At 72.0% G+C, this 21,132-nt stretch carries 1 protein-coding gene (cut by a window edge); it reads left to right on the top strand.

Translation table 11 applies throughout. The features are described 5' to 3' along the window. Window positions 1-21,132 carry the 5' portion of a non-ribosomal peptide synthase/polyketide synthase gene (locus LXT23_RS33440; protein WP_253984442.1) on the top strand. It continues 32,091 nt past the right edge of the window, so 21,132 of the gene's 53,223 nt are visible here — the first part of the coding sequence; its start codon is at window positions 1-3; its stop codon lies beyond the right edge, outside the window.

Raw genomic sequence — 21,132 nt, forward strand, 5'->3', positions numbered from 1 at the left:
ATGCCCCAGACATCTCGAACCCTCAACGACGTCCTCCTCCAGCGCGCCACCGGAACGAAGGCCCACGAGCGGCAATACACGTTCCTCGGCGAGTCCGAAGGCGAAGAAACGACGCTGAGCGCGGCGCAGTTGCACGAGCGCGCATGTCGCATCGCCGCCGAGCTCCAGGCTCGCGGTGCGCAGGGGCAGCGGGTGCTGCTGCTGTATCCGCCGGGGCTGGAGTACGTGGCCGGCTTCTTCGGCTGCCTCTATGCGGGGGCCATCGCGGTGCCCGCGTATCCGCCGGACCCGATGCGGCTGGAGCGCACCCTGCCCCGTCTGCGCGCCATCATCCAGGACGCCGAGGCGACGGTGGTGCTCACCACGTCCTTCATCCTGTCGATGTCGGAGTTCCTCTTCGAGCAGGCCCCGGACTTCCGCGCGCTGGCGTGGCTGGCGACGGACGAGCTGCCCGCGGGCGGTGAGCGCGCGTGGCGTGAGCCGGACGTGGGCCCGGACTCGCTGGCGTTCCTCCAGTACACGTCGGGCTCCACGGGCACGCCCAAGGGCGTGATGCTGTCGCACGCGAACCTGGTTCACAACCTGGGGCTCATCACCCAGTCATTCCAGACGCGGGACGACAGCGTGGGAGTCATCTGGTTGCCGCCCTACCACGACATGGGGCTCATCGGCGGCATCCTCGCGCCGCTGTATCACGGCTTCCACACGGCGCTGATGTCGCCGCTGAGCTTCCTCAAGCGGCCCCTGCTGTGGCTGGAGGCGATGTCCCGCTTCGGCGGCACCATCAGCGGTGGCCCCAACTTCGCCTTCGACCTGTGCGTGCGCAAGGTGTCGCCGGAGGAGCGGCAGACGCTGGACCTGAGCCGCTGGGAAGTGGCCTTCTGCGGCGCGGAGCCCATCCGCAAGGAGACGCTGGACCGCTTCACGGAAGCATTCGCCCCCAGCGGGTTCCGCCCCGAGTCCTTCTACGCGTGCTACGGCCTGGCCGAGGGTACGCTCATCTCCTCGGGTGGACAGAAGGGAACGGGGACGCGCGAGAGCACGGTGCGCGCCGCCGCGCTGGAGCAGGGCCGGGCCGAGCTCGCCGCCCCCGGTGAGAGCGGGGCCCGCCTGCTGGTGGGCTGCGGTGGCAACCTGACGGATCAGCAGCTCCTCGTCGTTCATCCCGAGTCGCTGCGGCCCTGCGCCCCGGGCGAGGTGGGAGAAATCTGGCTGCGAGGCCCCAGCGTGGCGCGGGGCTACTGGCGCCGCCCGGAGGAGTCCGCGGCGACGTTCGGCGCCCTCACGGCCACGGGCGAAGGCCCCTTCCTGCGCACCGGAGACCTGGGCTTCCTGCGGGAGGACGGTGAGCTGTTCGTCACCGGCCGGCGCAAGGACCTCATCATCCTGCGCGGGCGCAACCACTACCCGCAGGACCTGGAGCTGACGGTGGAGCGCAGCCACCCGGCGCTGCGGCCGGGCTGCGTCGCGGCGTTCTCCGTGGACGTCGAGGGCGAGGAGCAGCTCACGGTGGTGCAGGAGGTGGACTCCCGCCGGCTCACCTCGATGGACGAGGTGGTGGGCCAGGTCCGCCAGCGGCTCGCCGAGCTGCACGAGGTGCAGCTCCACACGCTGGTGCTCATCGAGCCCGGCAGCATCCCCAAGACGTCCAGCGGGAAGATCCAGCGCCAGGCGACGCGCGCCGCCCTGCGCACCGGGGAGCTGCGCGAGGTGGCGCGCTGGCAGGTGGGTGGCACCCCCGGCGAGTCGAAGGACGCGTCGGAGGGGAGCCCCGTGCCCACGCCGTCCGAGCAGGCGCCCTCCACTCCCGAGGCGCTCGCGGGCTGGCTGGCGGACGTGCTGAGCCTGCGGCTGCGGGTGCGGCGCGACGAGGTGGACCTGGACGCGCCCATCACCCGTCTGGGCCTGGACTCGCTGGCGGCGGTGGAGCTGGCGCACGAGCTGGAGCGCGCGCTGGGCGTGGCCGTGCCCATGGAGCTGCTGCTGCGCGGCCCTGGCGTGAATGCGCTGGCCCGGGAGCTGCTCGACCTGAAGGCGAAGGCCGTCCCGTCGTCCCGGGGCGCCATCTCCCGCGTGAAGCACGAGGGCGAGGCCCCGGCCTCCTTCGCGCAGCAGCGACTGTGGTTCCTGGATCAGCTCGAGCCGGGCAGCCCCCTCTACAACATCCCCGCCGCCATCGAGCTGGAGGGCGCGCTGGACCTGCAGGCCCTGGAGCGCGGGCTCTCGGAGGTCGTCCGGCGGCACGAAGCGCTGAGGACGACGTTCCGGAGTGAGCGTGGCCAGCCCGTCCAGGTGTTCGCGCCCGGAGACGCGCTGCGCCTGCGGGTGGTGGACCTGGAGGCGGTGCCGGCGGAGGAGCGGCAGGCGCACGCGCTGCGGCTCGCCACCGAAGAGGCGCAGCGGCCCTTCGACCTGGAGCACGGCCCGCTGGCCCGGGCCACCCTGCTGCGGCTGGAGGCGCGGCGGCACGTGCTGCTGGTGACGCTGCACCACGTCGTGTCGGACGGCTGGTCCATGGGCGTGCTGGTGCGCGAGGTGGCCGCGCTGTACGAGGCCTTCGCTTCCGGCAAGCCGTCCCCGCTGCCCGAGCTGCCCGTGCAGTACGCGGACTACGCGGTGTGGCAGCGGCAGTGGCTGCAGGGCGCGGTGCTCGACTCGCAGCTCGCATGGTGGCGGAAGCAGCTGGCGGGAGCGCCTCGGGCGCTGGAGCTGCCCACCGACAAGCCGCGTCCGGCCGTGCAGTCGTTCCGCGGCGCCACCGTTCCGGTGCGCCTGCCCCGGGCGCTGGTGGACGCCATGAAGGCGCTCTGCCGCGACGAGGGCGTCACCCCCTTCATGGTGCTGGTGGCGGGACTCCAGGTGATGCTGGCCCGCTACTCGGGCCAGGACGACGTGTCGGTGGGCACGCCCATCGCCGGCCGCGGCCGCCGTGAGCTGGAGGGGCTGATCGGCTTCTTCGTCAACACGCTCATCGTGCGCACGCGCGTGGACGGCAAGCTCACCTTCCGCGAGCTGCTGGCCCGCGTGAAGGAGACCACCCTGGGCGCCTATGCGCACCAGGACGTTCCCTTCGAGAAGCTCGTCGAGGAGCTGCAGCCCGAGCGCGACCTGAGCCGCTCGCCGCTGTTCCAGGTGATGCTCGCGCTGCAGCCGGACGTGGTGCCGTCGCTGCGGCTCCCCGGGCTGGCGCTGCGCCCGCTGGACGTGGAGGGCCGCACCTCCAAGTTCGACCTGACGCTGGCGCTGGCGGAGACCGCCGACGGGCTGGTGGGCACGCTGGAGTACTGCACGGACCTGTTCGAGGCCTCCACCGCCGAGCGCATGGTGGGCACGCTGGCGGTGGCCCTCCAGTCCCTCCTGGCGCACCCCGGCCAGAAGCTGGGCAGCCTGTCCCTGCTGAGCGACGTCGAGCGCCAGCGGGTGCTGCTCGCGTGGAACGACAACGCTCGCCCCTACGACGCGTCCTGCATCCACCAGCAGTTCGAGGCCCAGGTGGCACGGACTCCGGACGCGACGGCGCTGTCTTTTGGTGACATGCGGGTCTCCTACCGCCAGCTCCATCAGCGGGTGCTGCGCCTGTCCGGCGTGCTCCAGTCGCGAGGCGTGGGCCCGGACGTGCGCGTGGGGCTGTGCCTCGGGCGCTCGCCCGACATGGTCGCCGCCATGCTGGCCATCCTCCACGCGGGTGGCGCCTACGTTCCGCTCGACCCGGACTATCCGGCCGAGCGCCTGGCGTACATGCTCCAGGACTCCGGCGCGTCCGTCCTCGTCACCTCGCGCCAGCTGCTGGGCACCGTCTCCACCGAGGGTGTCCAGGTCCTGCTGCTCGACGACGTGGCGGATGGCGAGGGCGCGCGCGCGGCCGGCGCCTCACTCGCGGAGAACCTCGCCTACGTCATCTACACGTCGGGCAGCACCGGGCGCCCCAAGGGCGTCATGGTGCCGCATGGCGGCGTCGCCAACTACTTCGGTGGCATGGACTCGATGCTGGGCCCCGTGCCCGGCACGTGGCTGGCCGTCACCTCGATCTCCTTCGACATCCACGTGCTGGAGCTCCTCTGGGCGCTCGCGCGGGGCTACCACGTCGTGCTGCATGACGAGCGCGCCGCCGCGCGCGAGGGCACCGCGCTCCCGCTGCCCGAGGTGCTGCGCCGCCACGCCATCACCCACCTGCAGTGCACGCCGTCCTTCGTGCGCGGCATGGTGCTGACCCCCGAGGCCCTCCCGGGCCTGACGGGGCTGCAACACCTGCTCGTCGGCGGTGAGGCGATGACGGTGGCGCTGGCCTCGCAGGTGCACGCCGCACTGCCCTCCACCACACTCACCAACATGTACGGTCCGACGGAGACCACCGTCTGGTCGACCACGCATGCGGTGGGGGCCGTGGATGCGGCCACGACCACCATCCCCATTGGCGCGCCCATCGCCAACATGCGGATGTACGTGCTGGACGCGTACGGCCAGCCCGCGCTGCAGGGCGCGGTGGGCGAGCTGTTCATCGCCGGTGACGGCATGACGCGTGGCTACCTGGGACGGCCGGACCTCACCGCCGAGCGCTTCCTTCCGGACGCCTTCTCCGGCGTCCCCGGCGCGCGCCTGTACCGCACGGGTGACCTGGTCCGGTGGCTCCCGGATGGGACGCTGGAGTACGTGGGCCGCATCGACTTCCAGGTGAAGGTGCGCGGCTTCCGCATCGAGCTGGGGGAGATCGAGAACACCCTGCTGCGGCAGCCCGGCGTGCGCGACACGGTGGTCGTCGCGCGCGAGGACTCGCCCGGCAACCTGCGCCTCGTGGCCTATGTGGTGGCGCACGACGGGCAGGTGCTCGACACGGGCACGCTGCGCGGCGCCCTCCAGCGGGGGCTGCCCGAGTACATGGTGCCCGCTGCCTTCGTCGTGATGCCGGCGCTACCGCTCGGTCCCAGCGGCAAGGTGGACCGGAAGGCGCTGCCCGCGCCGGAGGGCGGACAGCCCGGAGACGAGCGGGAGTACGTCGCCCCGAGCACCCCGCTGCAGGAGGTGCTGGCCGGCATCTGGGCCGAGCTGCTTCAGGTGGAGCGCGTCGGCGTCCATGACAACTTCTTCAACCTGGGTGGTCACTCGCTGCTGGCGACCCAGGCCCTTTCGCGCGTCCGCGAGGCGCTCCGCGTGGAGCTGTCCTTGCGCGCCTTCTTCGAGTGCCCGACGGTGGCGCTCCTGGCGAGCCGGCTGGAGGCGTCCACGTCCCAGCAGCCTGCTGGGAGTGAGCCGGGCCCGCGGCCGAGGCAGCTGAGCGGGCCGGTGCCGCTGTCGTTCGCGCAGCAGCGCCTGTGGTTCCTGGAGCAGCTCGGCTCGGGCACGGGCCTCTACAACATCCCCGCGGCGGTGCGGCTGGAGGGCCAGCTGGACGTGGCGGCGCTGGAGCGCAGCCTCCAGGACATCCTGCGCCGGCACCCGGCGCTGCGGACCGTCTTCACGATGGGCGACCAGGGCCCCGTGCAGCAGGTGCTGCCCGAGGCGTCGCTGCGTATCGAGACGGTGGACCTCCGCTCGCTGTCCGCTGACGCCCGCGAGACCGCGTGGCGGAAGCAGGCCCATGAGGAGGCGCTGCGGTCCTTCGACCTGGGGCACGGCCCGCTGGTTCGCGCCACGCTGCTCCACCTGGAAGACCCGTCGTACGTGCTGCTGCTGACGATGCACCACATCGTCTCCGACGGCTGGTCGCTGGGGCTCATCGTCCAGGAGCTGGCGGCACTGTATGTGGCCTTCACCTCTGGCCAGGCCGCGGCGCTGCCGGAGCCCGCGCTGGAGTACACCGACTACGCGGTGTGGCAGCGCGAGTGGCTCCAGGGTGACGTGCTGGAGCGACAGCTCGGCTGGTGGCGGCAGCACCTGGAAGGCGCGCCGCGAGTGCTGGAGCTGCCCACCGACAGGCCGCGTCCGCCGGTGCAGACCTACCGTGGCTCGCACCTGCCCGTGCTGCTGCCGCGCGGGCTCTCCGACTCCGTCAAGGCGCTGGCGCGGCAGGAGGGTGTCACCCCCTTCATGGTGCTGCTGGCCGCCTACCAGGTGGTCCTCGCGCGCCATGCGGGCCAGGACGACGTGTCCGTGGGTACGCCCATCGCCGGCCGCAATCGTGCCGAGGTGGAGGGGCTGATTGGCTGCTTCGTCAACACGCTGGTGCTCCGCACGCGCGTGGACGGCAATCCGACCTTCCGTGAGATGCTCGGCCGCGTGCGGGAGACCACGCTGGGCGCGTACCAGCACCAGGACCTCCCGTTCGAGAAGCTCGTCGAGGAGCTCCAGCCCGAGCGCGATGCGAGCCGCTCGCCGCTGTTCCAGGCGATGCTCGTCCTCCAGAACGCGCCCATGCCCGAGCTGGCACTGCCAGGGCTCACCCTGCGCGTGCTGCCCGAGGAGCGCACGGCGAAGTTCGACCTGACGCTGACCTTCACGGACACGCCGGAAGGCTTCGCGGGGCCGCTGGACTTCAACACCGACCTGTTCGACGCCAGCACGGTGGCCCGTCTCTTCGGCCACCTGCGCACTCTGCTCGAGAACGCCGTCGCCCGGCCCCAGCTCCCCCTGTCCGAGCTGACGATGCTGTCGGCCGGAGAGCGGCAGCGCGTGGTGGCCGACTTCAACGCCACCGGTGTGCCCTACCCGCGCGACGCCTCCGTCCACCAGCTCTTCTCCCAGCAGGCCGCGCGTACGCCCGAAGCCCTCGCACTGGAGGCCGAGGAGGGCTCTCTCACCTACCGTCAGCTGGAGGAGCGCTCCAACCAGCTCGCTCACCACCTGCGCGCGTGCGGTGTCTCTCCCGGCTCCATCGTCGCCCTGTGCCTGGGCCGCTCGCTGGATTTGGTCGTCGCCACCCTGGCCATCCTCAAGGCCGGTGCCGCCTACCTCCCGCTGGACCCCGCCTACCCCGCCGAGCGGCTGTCCTTCATGCTCGCCGAGTCGGGCGCCGCCGTCCTCGTCACCTCCGACGCCCTCGCCGATGAGCTGCCGGCCCAGAGCCTCATGCTCGTCAGCGTCGACGGCGACGAGAAGGGCATTGCCCGTCAGCCCTCCTCCTCCCTGGACGCGTACGTCAGCGCCGAGTCGCTCGCCTACGTCATGTTCACCTCCGGCTCCACCGGACGGCCCAAGGGCGTGTGCGTCCCCCACCGCGCCATCGTCCGCCTGGTGTGCGGCACCTCCTTCGCCTCCTTCGGGCCCCAGCACTCCTTCCTCCAGTTCGCCCCCAGCTCCTTCGACGCCTCCACCTTCGAAATCTGGGGAGCGCTGCTGCATGGCGCCCGGCTGGTGCTCTACCCCCAGCGCACGCCTTCGCTGGAGGAGCTGGCCTCCTTCATCGCCTCGCGCCGCATCACCACGCTGTGGCTGACGGCCGCCCTCTTCGACCAGCTGGCCGCTTCGCACCTGCCCGCGCTGGACGGAGTGGAGCAACTGCTGGCCGGTGGTGACGTGCTGCCGGTGGGCCGCGTGCGCGAGCGGCTGGCGCGCGGGGGCCGGCTCATCAATGGCTATGGCCCGACGGAAGGCACCACCTTCACCGCGTGCCACGTGCTGCAAGACGTCTCCCAGGTGGGCACGTCTGTCTCTATCGGCCGGCCCATCGCCAACACCCAGGTGTACCTGCTGGACGAGCAGCTGCAGCCGGTGCCGGTGGGCGTGCCGGGCGAGCTGTTCATCGGCGGCGACGGCCTGGCCTGGGGCTACCTGCGCCGTCCCGAGCTGACGGCCGAGAAGTTCGTCCCGCACCCGCTGAGCACCACTCCGGGTGAGCGGCTCTACCGCACCGGTGACATCGCTCGGTGGAAGGAAGACGGCACGCTGGAGTTCTTCGGCCGCCGTGACTCGCAGGTGAAGGTGCGTGGCTTCCGCATCGAGCTGGGCGAGGTCGAAGCGGCCATCGCTCGCCACTCCGCCGTGCGCGAGGTGGTCGTGGTGGTGCGCGAGGACGTGCCCGGCGACAAGCGCCTGGTCGCCTACGCCACTGCCCGCGAGGACGCCGTGCTCCCCGAGCCGGCCGCGCTGCGCGCCTTCCTCAAGCAGCACCTGCCCGAGTACATGCTGCCGGCCGTCTTCGTCCCGATGGACGCGCTGCCCCTGTCCTCCAACGGCAAGGTGGACCGCAAGGCCCTGCCCTCTCCGGACGGGGCTCGCGAGGTGCCCGGCACCACCTTCACCGCCCCCCGCAACGCGGTGGAGCAGACGCTCGCGTCCATCTGGGCGCAGGTGCTGCGCCGCGAGCAGGTCGGCATCCATGACAACTTCTTCGACCTGGGCGGCGACTCCATCATCAGCCTCCAGGTCATCGCCCGCGCCCGTCAGGCCGGCCTGCAGCTCAGCCCGCAGCATCTGTTCCAGCACCAGACCATCGCCGAGCTGGCCCCGCTGGCCGCCCATGCCCAGGTCTCCCGCGACGAGCAGGGCCTCGTCACCGGCGCTGTGCCGCTCACCCCCATCCAGCACTGGTTCTTCGACTGGCGGCTGCCCGAGCCCCACCACTTCAACCAGCACGTCCTCCTCTCGCTCCACCAGCGGCCGGACCCCACCCAGCTAGAGCGGGCCCTCAACCTGCTCGTCGAGCACCACGACGCCCTCCGCCTGAGCTTCGAGCGCTCCGAGCACGGTGAGTGGCGCCAGTCCGTCGCCGCGCCCCAGCCCCTGCGCCTGCGGCGCTTCGACCTGTCCTCGCTGCCCGAGGATGAACAGCGCGCCGCGCTCGAGGCCGAGGCCTCGCGCCTCCAGGCGTCTTTCCGCCTCGACGAGGGGCTGCTGCTGCGCGTGGCGCTCTTCGACCTGGGCACCCACGCGCCCCAGCGGCTGCTGGTCGTGGCGCACCACCTGGTCATCGACGGTGTCTCCTGGCGCATCCTCCTGGAGGACCTCGATGCCGCCTGCAAGGCGGTCCTCGCCGGACACCAGCCGTCCCTCCCCGCGAAGACCACGTCCTACAAGGCCTGGGCCGAGCAGCTCTCCGCGCATGCCGTCTCACCGGCGCTCGCGGGGGAGCTGGACGTGTGGCTTGAAGGCGCGGGCCCGAGCCAGCCCCTTCCCGTGGACCGGCCCGAGGGCCAGAACACCGTGGCCTCGGCGCGCACCGTCTCGGTGCGCCTGAGCGCCGAGGAGACCCGGCTCCTGCTCCAGGAGACGCCCTCCGCCTGGCGCGCCCACATCAACGACGTGCTGCTCACCGCGCTGGCGCAGTCCCTGGGCCAGTGGTCCGGTCAGTCGCAGCTCCTGGTCGAGCTCGAGAGCCACGGCCGTGAGCACGCCTTCGACGGCGTGGACCTGTCGCGCACCCTCGGCTGGTTCACCACGCTTCTCCCGGTGCGCCTCAAGGCTCCGGGCGACGGCCTGAGCCTGGGCGACGCGCTGCGCGCCAACCGCGACACCGTGCGCCGGATGCCCACGCGCGGCCTCGGCCACGGCCTGCTGCACTACCTGAACGCGGAGACCTCCGAGCGCCTGCGCGCCCTGCCCCAGGCCCAGATCCTCTTCAACTACCTCGGCCAGTTCGACGCCGTGGGCAAAGGCGCGGCCTTCACGCTGGCCCCCGAGTCCGGCGGTGCGCCCGTGAGCGCACAGGGCGAGCGCCGCCACCTGATCGAAGTGAGCGGCATGGTGCTCGGTGGCGAGCTCGAGGTGAAGTGGCACTACAGCGAGGCCCTGCACTCGCGTGAGACGGTGGAGTCGCTCGCCCAGGGCTTCGCTCGGGCTCTGCGCTCGCTGGTGGAGCAGCGTCACTCCGAGGACAGCCGCCGCTTCACGCCCTCCGACTTCCCCCTGGCCCGGCTGGACGCCTCCTCGCTCGCATGGGCCCTGCGGCGCCACCCCGGGCTGGAGGACCTCTACCCGCTGTCCCCGATGCAGCAGGGCATGTTGTTCCTCGCCCTGATGTCGCCGGACGCCGGCACCTACTTCAACCAGATCCACTGGACGATCCACTCGCAGCTGGACGTGGACGCCTTCCACCGCGCATGGAACGCGGTGGTGGAGCGCAACGCCGTCCTCCGCACCGCGTTCCTGTGGGAGGGGCTCCCCGAGCCGCTCCAGGTGGTGCAGTCGAACGCGGAGCTGCCGTGGCAGCTCCTGGACTGGCGTGCGCACGACACGGCCGCGCAGCAGGCGCAGCTGGAGTCCTTCCTGCGCGAGGACCGCGCACGGGGCTTCGACCTGACCCGCGCCCCGCTGATGCGGCTGGCGATGATGCGCGTCGGTGACACGTCCTGGAAGGTCGTCTGGAGCTTCCACCACCTGCTGCTGGATGGCTGGAGCGTGGGCCTGCTCCTTCAGGACCTCTTCGCCTTCTACGATGCCTTCACCCAGGGCACGGCGTCCCGGCTCCCGCGGCCTCCGGCGTTCCGCGACTACCTTGGCTGGCTGAAGCGCCAGGACCTGGCTCGCGCCGAGGCCTGGTGGCGCAAGGCGCTGGAGGGCTTCTCCGCGCCCACGCCCATGCCCGTCGCGGATGGCCGGAGCACCGCGCTGTCCACGGCCGAGCATGCGCAGGACGAGCGCGACCTCTGGCTGTCCGCCGAGTCCACCTCGGCGCTCCAGGCGTTCGCGCGCCAGCACCAGCTCACGCCCACGACCGTCGTCCAGGCCGCCTGGGCCCTGCTGCTGGCCCGCTACAGCGGCGAGTCCGATGTCGTCTTCGGCATCACCGTGGCCGGCCGTCCTCCCGAGCTGCCCGGCGTCGAGTCCATGGTCGGCCTGTTCATCAACTCGCTGCCCGTGCGCGTCCGACTCGCGGACTCCGAGCGCGTCCTGCCGTGGCTCCAATCGCTCCAGGCCGCCCAGGCCGAGATGCGGCAGCTCGAATACACGCCGCTCGTCCAGGTCCAGGGCTGGAGCAGCGTCCCGCGTGGCACGCCGCTCTTCGACAGCCACTTCGTCTTCGAGAACTACCCGCTCGATGTCTCCCTGAAGGAGCGGGCGCGTCACCTGCAAGTGGACGACGTCCGTTCCGTCGAGCGTCCCCACTACGCGCTCACGGCCGTCGTGCTCCCTGGGGAGCAGCTCCACCTCAAGCTGCACTTCGAGACCCGGCGCTTCGATCGCGGCACCGTGGAGCGGCTGCTGGAGCACTGGCGTGGGCTCATCGCCGCACTCGTGGGCGGCGCCCATCAGACGCTGTCCGAGCTGACGATGCTGTCGGCCGGGGAGCGGCAGCGCGTGGTGGCCGACTTCAACGCCACCGGTGTGCCCTACCCGCGCGACGCGTCCGTCCACCAGCTCTTCTCCCAGCAGGCCGCGCGTACGCCCGAAGCCCTCGCACTGGAGGCCGAGGAGGGCTCTCTCACCTACCGTCAGCTCGACGAGCGCTCCAACCAGCTCGCTCACCACCTGCGCGCCTGCGGTGTCTCTCCCGGCTCCATCGTCGCCCTGTGCCTGGGCCGCTCGCTGGACCTGGTCGTCGCCACCCTGGCCATCCTCAAGACTGGCGCCGCCTACCTCCCGCTGGACCCCGCCTACCCCGCCGAGCGGCTGTCCTTCATGCTCGCCGAGTCGGGCGCCGCCGTCCTTGTCACCTCCGACGCCCTGGCCGATGAGCTGCCGGCCCAGGGCCTCATGCTCGTCAGCGTCGACGGCGACGAGAGGGCCATTGCCCGCCAGTCCACCTCCGCTCTGGACGCGTCCGTCAGCGCCGAGTCGCTGGCCTACGTCATGTTCACCTCCGGCTCCACCGGACGGCCCAAGGGCGTGTGCGTCCCCCACCGCGCCATCGTCCGGCTGGTGTGCGGTACGTCCTTCGCCTCCTTCGGGCCTCAGCACTCCTTCCTCCAGTTCGCCCCCAGTTCCTTCGACGCCTCCACCTTCGAAATCTGGGGCGCGCTGCTGCATGGCTCGCGGCTGGTGCTCTTCCCCCAGCGCACGCCTTCGCTGGAGGAGCTGGCCTCCTTCATCGCCTCGCGCCGCATCACCACGCTGTGGCTGACGGCCGCCCTCTTCGACCAGCTGGCCGCTTCGCACCTGCCCGCGCTGGACGGGGTGGAGCAGCTGCTGGCCGGTGGCGACGTGCTGCCGGTGGGCCGCGTGCGTGAGCGGCTGGCGCGCGGGGGCCGGCTCATCAACGGCTATGGCCCGACGGAAGGCACCACCTTCACCGCGTGCCACGTGCTGGAGGACGCCTCGCAGGTGGGCACGTCCGTCTCCATCGGTCGGCCCATCGCCAACACCCAGGTGTACCTGCTGGACGCGGGTGGCCAGCCCGTCCCCGTGGGCGTGCCCGGCGAGCTGTTCATCGGCGGCGACGGCCTGGCCTGGGGCTACCTGGGACAGCCGGCCCTCACCGCCGAGCGCTTCGTTCCCAACCCCTTCAGCACCGAGGCCGGAGCGCGCCTGTACCGCACCGGCGACATCGCCTGCTGGCGCGAGGATGGCACGCTGGAGTTCTTCGGCCGCCGCGACTCGCAGGTGAAGGTGCGTGGCTTCCGCATCGAGCTGGGCGAGGTGGAGTCGGCGCTGCGGACGCTGCCGGGCGTGAGCGAGGCAGTCGCTGTGGTGCGCGAGGACGTGCCCGGCGACAAGCGGGTGGTGGCGTATGTGACGCCCGCTGACGTGGATACGGCCGCGCTGCGTGAGCACGCACGCCGTCGCCTGCCGGAGTACATGGTGCCTTCGGCCTTCGTGGCCCTGGAGGCGCTGCCCCTGTCGCCCAACGGCAAGGTGGACCGCAGGGCCCTGCCCAGGCCGGACCTGTCTTCGAAGTCCGCGGAGGCGGTGGACATCGGCTCGCTGCCGCTGCTCCAGCAGCAACTGGTGGCGCTGTTCCGCGAAGTGCTCAACGTGGAGCGCGTCGGTCCGCACGACGACTTCTTCGAACTCGGCGGCCACTCGCTGCTGGCCACGCAGCTCGTCACCCGGGTGCGTGCGCAGTTCAAGGTGGACGTGTCCCTGCGCGCCGTCTTCGAGGCGCCCACCGTCTCGCAGCTCGCGCAGCACCTGGAGGAGCTCCTGCCGCACGCGGCGCGCGTGGAGCTGCCGCCGCTGGTGCCCGTGTCTCGCGAGGCGGCACTGCCGCTGTCGTTCGCGCAGCAGCGCCTGTGGTTCCTGGAGCAGCTCCAGCCGGGTCAGGCCGTCTACAACGTGACGGTCGCCCTGCGGCTGACGGGACCGCTGGACGTGGAGACGCTGCGGTGGACCTTCACGGAGATCGTCCGCCGGCACGAGGTGCTCCGCACCACCTTCGGCGTCCATGAGGGCCAGCCCACGCAGCGCATTCACGCGGCTCCCGCGGAGTGGCTGCTGCCCGTGGAAGACCTGCGCACCCTGGACGCGTCCACGCGCGACGCCGCCCTGACGAAGCGCATGGGCGAGGAGGCCAACCGCCCGTTCGACCTCGCCAATGGCCCGCTGCTCCGCACCGTGCTGCTGCGCACGGACGCGCAGGCGCACGCGCTGCTGATGACGAAGCACCACATCGTCTCGGACGGCTGGTCCCTGGGTGTGCTGGTGCGTGAGGTGGCCGCGCTGTACGAGGCGCGACTCCAGGGCCGCGAGGCCGCGCTGCCGGCCCTGCCCGTGCAGTACGCGGACTACGCCGCATGGCAGCGGCAGGTGCTCGAGGGCGAGGCCCTCACGGAGCAGTTGGAGTGGTGGCGCTCGCGGCTCCAGGGGGCTCCCGCGCTGGAGCTGCCCACGGACCTGGCGCGTCCGGCCGTGCGCACTCCGCGCGGGGCCACGCACTTCCTGACCCTCCCGGCGGAGCTGGTCTCCTCGCTGGAGACGCTGGCGCAGGCGCGGGGGGCCACCCTCTACATGGTGCTGATGGCCGGCTGGCAGGCGCTGCTGGCCCGCTACTCCGGGCAGACGGACTTCTGCGTGGGCACCCCCGTGGCCCACCGTTCGCGGCCGGAGCTGGAGGGCCTCATCGGCTTCTTCGTCAACACCCTGGCCGTGCGCTCCCGGCTGGACGGAGACCCGAGCTTCACCGAGCTCCTCTCGCGTGTGCGCGAGGAGTCCCTGGGCGCCTTCTCCCACGAGGATGTCCCCTTTGACAGGCTGGTGGAGTCGCTCGGCGGGGAGCGGGACCTGTCCCGGACGCCCATCTTCCAGACGCTCTTCGTGCTCCAGAACGCACCCATGCAGCCGCCGTCGCTGCCGGGCATGCGGGTGGAGCTGCTGCCCAGCGCCTCGGAGACCTCGCAGTTCGAGCTCTCGCTGTCCCTGATGGACCAGGGCGGCGCGCTGGAGGGCCGGCTCGAGTACAGCCTGGACCTGTTCACCGAGGCCACCGCGCGGCGCCTGGCGGAGTACTTCCAGCGGCTGCTCCAGGGCGTCGCACAGGACGCGACGCTGCGGCTCAGCGAGCTGCCGCTGATGAGCGAGGCCGAGCGCCAGCAGGTGCTGGTGGCCTGGAACGACACGCGCACCGACTACCCGGCGGAGGCGACGGTCCACCAGCTCTTCACGGAGCAGGCCCGGCTCAACCCCGAGGCCGTGGCCGTGGAGTTCGAGGGCCGCACCCTCACCTACGCGCAGCTCGACGAGCGCTCCAACCAGCTCGCCCGGCACCTGCTGTCGCTGAACCTGGGCTCGGAGCCGCGCATCGGCATGTGCGTCACCCGGAGCCTGGAGCTGTTCGTGGGCCTGATGGGTGTCCTCAAGGCCGGTGGCTGCTACGTGCCGGTCGACCCGGCGTACCCGGCCCAGCGCCTCGCGTTCCTGTTCGAGGACGCGGGCCTCGCCGCGGTCCTCACGCAGCAGGCGGTGGTGGCCTCGCTGCCCGTGGGCTCAAGGCCCGTGGTGTGCCTGGACTCCGACTGGTCGCTCGTCGCGCGCCAGTCCGCCCAGCCCGTGGGGGTCCCCCTGGCGCCGGACAACCTGGCCTACGTCACGTACACGTCGGGCTCGACGGGCACGCCCAAGGGCGTCGGCGTTCCCCACCGGGGCGTGGCGCGCCTGCTGTTCGGCTCGCGCTACCTGCACCTGGACACCCGGGACGTCGTCCTCCAGCTCACCGCGCTGACCTTCGACCCGTCCACCCTGGAGGTCTGGGGCGCGCTGCTGCACGGCGCGCGACTGGTCGTCTACCCGCCCCACACTCCGGACGTGGGCGAGCTGGCGCGCCTCCTCGTCGAGCGGCAGGTGACGATGGCCGTCATGGCCACCGCCATCTTCGACGTGATGCAGCAGCACCAGCCCGAGGCCGTGGCCCGGGTGCCGCAGCTGATTATCGGCGGCGATGTGATGCCCGCCCCCCGCGCACGTGAGCGGCTGGCGCAGGGCCGCTCCGTGCTCAACGCCTATGGCCCCACGGAGAGCACCACCGTCACCACCGCCCACCTGCTGTCGCCGGGGGATGTGGTGGGTGACTCCGTCTCCATTGGCCGGCCCATCGGCAACACGCAGGTGTACGTGCTGGACGCGGCGATGCGGCCGGTGCCGGTGGGCGTGCCGGGTGAGCTGTTCATCGGCGGAGACGGTCTGGCCCGGGGCTACCTGGGCCGGCCCGCGCTCACCGCCGAGCGCTTCGTGCCCCACCCCTACTCGGCCACGCCGGGCGAGCGGCTGTACCGCTCCGGCGACCGGGTGAAGTGGACGCCGGACGGCACGATTGAGTTCCTGGGCCGCATCGACTTCCAGGTGAAGGTGCGTGGCTTCCGCATCGAGCTGGGCGAAGTCGAGGCCGCCCTGCGCGCGGTGCCGGGCGTGCGCGAGACGGTGGCCCTGGTGCGCGAGGACGTGCCCGGGGACAAGCGACTGGTGGCGTACGTGACGCCCGCGGACGTGGACACGGGCGTGGTGCGCGAACACCTGCGCCAGCACCTGCCGGAGCACATGGTGCCCTCGGCCTTCGTGGTGCTGGAGGCGCTGCCCCTGACGTCGCACGGCAAGGTGGACCGCAAGGCCCTGCCGGTGCCCGACCTCGGCTCCGTGGAAGGGGGATTCATCGAGCCTCGGACGCCGCGCGAGCAGCAGCTCGCCGCATTGTTCCGCGAGGTCCTGCGCGTCGAGCGCGTGGGCCTGCATGACGACTTCTTCCTCCTGGGCGGCCACTCGCTGCTGGCCACGCAGGTGGTGACGCGGCTGCGCGCGCAGCTCGGGGTGGAGCTGCCCCTTCGCGCCTTCTTCGAGGCGCCCACCGTGGCCCGCCTCGCGGAGCGCCTGGACACGTCGCGGGCCGCGCTGGACGCGCTGCCCCTGGTGCCCCTGCCGCGCCCGACGGAGTCGGAGGCACTGCTGGAGCTGTCGTACCCGCAGCAGCGCCTGTGGTTCATGGACCAGCTCCAGCCGGGGCAGTCCGTCTTCAACATGCCCGTCGCGCTCCGCCTGCGCGGCCCGCTGGACGTGGCCCTGCTGGGCCGCGTCTTCGCGGCGGTGGTCCATCGCCATGAGACGCTGCGCACCACCTTCGTCTCCCGCGACGGCAGTCCCCTCCAGCGTGTCCAGGCCGCTCCGGCGGAGTGGCCGCTGCCCGTGGAGGACCTGAGCGCGCTGGAACCTTCCGCGCGCGAGGCCGCTGTCCAGCGGCGCATCGGTGAGGAGGCCCATCGCGCCTTCGACCTGGCCCAGGGCCCCCTGCTGCGCACGGTGCTGCTGCGCGTGCACGCGGACGAGCACGTCCTGGTGCTGTGCATGCACCACATCGTCTCGGACGGCTGGTCCATGGGCGTGCTGGTGCGCGAGGTGGCCGCGCTGTACGAGGCGCTGGCCCAGGGCCGTGAGCCCGCGCTGCCGGCCCTGCCCGTGCAGTACGCGGACTACGCCGCATGGCAGCGCCGGGCGCTGGAGGAGAAGGCGCTCGCGGAGCAGCTCGAGTGGTGGCGCTCGCGGCTCGAGGACGCTCCGGTGCTGGAGCTGCCCACGGACCTGCCGCGTCCGGCCGTGCGCGGCCAGCGCGGTGCCACGCTCTTCTTCACGCTCCCGGCCGCGGTGCTCACCGGACTGGAGGACGTCGCCCGGAGCCGCAACGCGACGCTCTACATGGTGCTGATGGCCGGCTGGCAGGCGCTGCTGGGCCGCTACTCCGGGCAGACGGACTTCTGCGTGGGCACCTCGGTGGGCCACCGCGCCCGGCCGGAGCTGGAAGACCTCATCGGCTTCTTCGTCAACATCCTCGCCGTGCGCTCGCGGCTGGATGGAGACCCGACCTTCTCCGCGCTGGTGGACCGCGTGCGTGACGAAGCGCTGGGCGCCTTCGCGCACCAGGACATCCCATTCGAGCGACTGGTCGAGGAGCTCGGTGGCGAGCGGGACATGTCCCGGACGCCGCTGTTCCAGACCCTGTTCGTGCTCCTGAACATGGAGCTGGGGACGGTCGCCCTGCCAGGGCTGGACGTGGAGGTGCTGCCCGTCGTCACGGAGACCTCCCGGTACGACCTCACGCTGGGAATGCGCGAGCACGGCGGAGTGCTGGAGGGCCAGCTCGAGTACAACCTGGACCTCTTCACCGCGGACACCGCGCGCCGCATGGTGGAGCACCTGACGCTGCTGCTCGAGGCGGTGGCTCAGGGTGCCCAGGCACAGCGGCTCAGCGAGCTGCCGCTGATGAGCCGCGCCGAGCGCCAGCAGGTGCTCATCGAGTGGAACGACACGCGCGCCGACTACCCGGCGGAGGCCACCATCGCCTCGCTGTTCTCCGCGCAGGCCCGGCGCACGCCCAGGGCCGTGGCGGTGGAGTCCGACGGCCACACCCTCACCTACGCGCAGCTCGACGAGCGATCCAACCAGCTCGCCCGGCACCTGCGCTCGCTGGGCCTGGGCACCGAGTCTCGCGTCGGCGTCTTCCTGCACCGGGGCCTCGACCTGCTGGTGGGCCTGCTGGGCATCCTCAAGGCCGGCGGCTGCTACGTGCCGCTGGATGCGTCGTACCCGGCCCAGCGCCTGGCCTTCATGGTGGAGGACGCCAGCGTCGCAGCCATCCTCACCCAGGAGGCCCTGGAGGACGAGCTGCCGGCGGGCGCGCAGCTCGTCGTCTCCCTGGACTCCGAGTGGGAGACGATTGCCCGCCAGCCGCCGCACGCGCTGGAGGCCTCGTCCGGCCCGGACCACCTGGCGTACGTCACGTACACGTCGGGCTCGACGGGCACGCCCAAGGGCGTGGCCATTCCGCACCGGGGCGTGGTGCGCCTGCTCATCGGCTCGCGCTTCGTGCAGCTCGGGCCCGACGAGGTGGTGCTGCAGCTGGCCCCGCTGGCCTTCGACGCGTCCACCCTGGAGGTCTGGGGCGCGCTGCTGCACGGCGCTCGCCTCGTCCTCTTCCCGCGCTCGACTCCGGACCTGGAGGAGCTGGGGCAGGCCCTCACCCGCCACCAGGTGTCCGTGCTGTGGCTGACGGCGGCCCTCTTCGACCAGATGCAGCAGCACCAGCCCGAGGCGCTCGCGCGGGTACCGCGACTGCTCGCGGGTGGTGACGTGCTGCCGGTGCCGCGCGTGCGGGAGCGGCTGGCCCAGGGCCGCAGCATCATCAACGGCTACGGCCCCACCGAGGGCACCACCTTCACCACCACGCACCGGCTGTCTCCGGGGGATGCGGTGGGTGACTCCGTGTCCATCGGCCGGCCCATCGGCAACACGCAGGTGTATGTGCTGGACGCGGCGATGCGGCCGGTGCCCGTGGGCGTGCCGGGTGAGCTGTTCATCGGCGGCGACGGCCTCGCCCGCGGCTACCTGGGCCAGCCCGCGCTCACCGCCGAGCGCTTCGTGCCCCACCCCTACTCGGCCATGCCGGGCATGCGGCTGTACCGCTCGGGCGACCGGGTGCGGTGGCTGGCGGATGGGACGTTGCAGTTCCTGGGGCGCGTGGACTTCCAGGTGAAGGTGCGTGGCTTCCGCATCGAGCTGGGCGAAGTCGAAGCCGCGCTGCGCGCGGTGCCGGGCGTGCACGAGACGGTGGCGCTGGTGCGCGAGGACGTGCCCGGGGACAAGCGACTGGTGGCGTACGTGACGCCGGCAGACGTGGACACGGCCGCCCTGCGAGAGCACGTGCGCCGGCGCCTGCCGGAGTACATGGTGCCTTCGGCCGTCGTGGCCCTGGAGGCGCTGCCCTTGTCGCCCAACGGCAAGGTGGACCGCAAGGCCCTGCCGCAGCCGGACCTGTCGTCGACAGCCGTGGAGGCGGTGGACATCGGCTCGCTTCCGCTGCTCCAGCAGCAACTGGTGGCGCTGTTCCGCGAAGTGCTCAACGTGGAGCGCGTCGGTCCTCACGACGACTTCTTCGAGCTGGGTGGCCACTCGCTGCTGGCCACGCAGCTCGTCACCCGGGTGCGCGCGCGGTTCAACGTGGAGCTTCCGCTCCGGATGCTCTTCGAGGCCCCCTCCGTTGCGCTGCTGTCGGAGCGCGTCGAAGCGCTCATGCTGCAGGCGTCGCGCACGGCGATGCCTCCGCTGGTGCCCGTGCCTCGCGAGGATGCGCCGCCGCTGTCGTTCGCGCAGCAGCGCCTGTGGTTCCTGGAGCAGCTCCAGCCCGGCCAGGCCGTCTACAACGTGCCCATTGCCCTGCGGCTGTCGGGCCCGCTGGACGCCGAGGTGCTGCGCCGCACCTTCGCCGAGGTGGTCCGCCGGCACGAGGCGCTGCGCACGACCTTCGTCACGCGTGAGCACCAGCCCCTGCAGCGCATCCACCCCGCGCCCGCGCACTGGCCCCTCCCGGTGGAGGACCTGAGCGCGCTGGACGCGTCCACGCGCGACGCCCTCCTGAAGAAGCGCATGGGCGAGGAGGCCAACCGCCCGTTCGACCTCGCCAACGGCCCGCTGCTCCGCACCGTGCTGCTGCGCACGGGCGCCGAGGAGCATGCGCTGCTGCTGACGATGCACCACATCGTCTCGGACGGCTGGTCCATGGGCGTGCTGGTGCGGGAGGTCGTGGTCCTGTACGCGGCGTTCTCCGAGGGCAAGCCGTCTCCCCTGCCGGAGCTGCCGGTGCAGTACGCGGACTACGCCGCATGGCAGCGCAAGTGGGTGCAGTCCGAGGGCATCCAGGCGCAGCTCGAGTCCCTGAAGGCCCGCCTCCAGGGCGTCCCCGCGCTGGTGCTGCCCGCTGAGGCCGGCCGGCCCGCGACGCGGACCCTCCGTGGCGGCAACCAGTTCTTCACCCTCCCGGCGACGCTGGTCCAGGCGCTGGAGAAGGTGGGCCGCGAGCAGGGCGCCACCCTGTTCATGGTGCTGCTGGCCGCGTACGAGACGCTGCTGTCGCGCTACTCGGGACAGAGTGACTTCGCCATCGGCAGCCCGATTGCCCAGCGTACCGTGTCCGAGCTGGAGCCTCTCATCGGCTTCTTCGTCAACACGATGGTGCTGCGCACGCGCCTGGAGGGCGACCCGACCTTCGCGGAGCTGGTGGGCCGCGTGCGCGAGGAGTCGCTCGCCGCCTACGTTCACCAGGACGTGCCGTTCGACCGGCTGGTGGAGGCGGTCGGCGGAGAGCGCGGTGAGCATGCCTCGCCCCTCTTCAACGTGCTGTTCGCGCTGCAGAACGCGCCCATGCAGCCGCCGTCGCTGCCCGGGGGCCGGGTGGAGCTGCTGGAGAGTGTCACCGACACCGCCCGGCAGGACCTGAGCCTCGGACTGATTGACCGTGACGGGGACCTGGTGGGGCACCTCGAGTACAGCCTGGATCTGTTCTCCCAGTCGTCCGCCGAGCGGCTGCTCCAGCACTTCCGCGTCCTGCTCGAGGCCGTGGCCCACGACGCCACGGTACGACTCAGCCGCCTGCCGCTGATGGACGCGGCCGAGCGGGCCCAGGTGCTGACGGCCTGGAACGAGACGGCGGTGGAGTACCCGCGTGACACGCCGGTGCACGCGCTGTTCTCGCGTCAGGCGGCCCTGTCGCCTTCGGCCGTGGCCCTGGCGTCCGGGACTCGGACGCTCAGCTACGCGGAGCTGGAGACGCGCTCGAATCAGCTCGCCTGGCACCTGCTCTCGCTGGGCGTGCGCCCCGGGGCCCGTGTCGGCCTGGGCGTGGAGCGCTCGCCGGAGCTCATCGTCGGCATGCTGGCCATCCTCAAGGCCGGCGCCGCCTACGTGCCCGTCGACGTCCACCACCCGGCCGAGCGCATCGGCTGGATGCTGCACGAAGCGGGCGTCAGCGTGGTGTTGACGCAGCAGTCGCTGGTGGAGGGGCTGCGAGAGGCGGGCGGCACGCGCGTGCTGCTGGACGCGGAGTGGAGCGCCATTGCCTCCCGTCCCACCACC

The organism is Pyxidicoccus xibeiensis (genome assembly GCF_024198175.1).
GTDB lineage: Bacteria > Myxococcota > Myxococcia > Myxococcales > Myxococcaceae > Myxococcus > Myxococcus xibeiensis.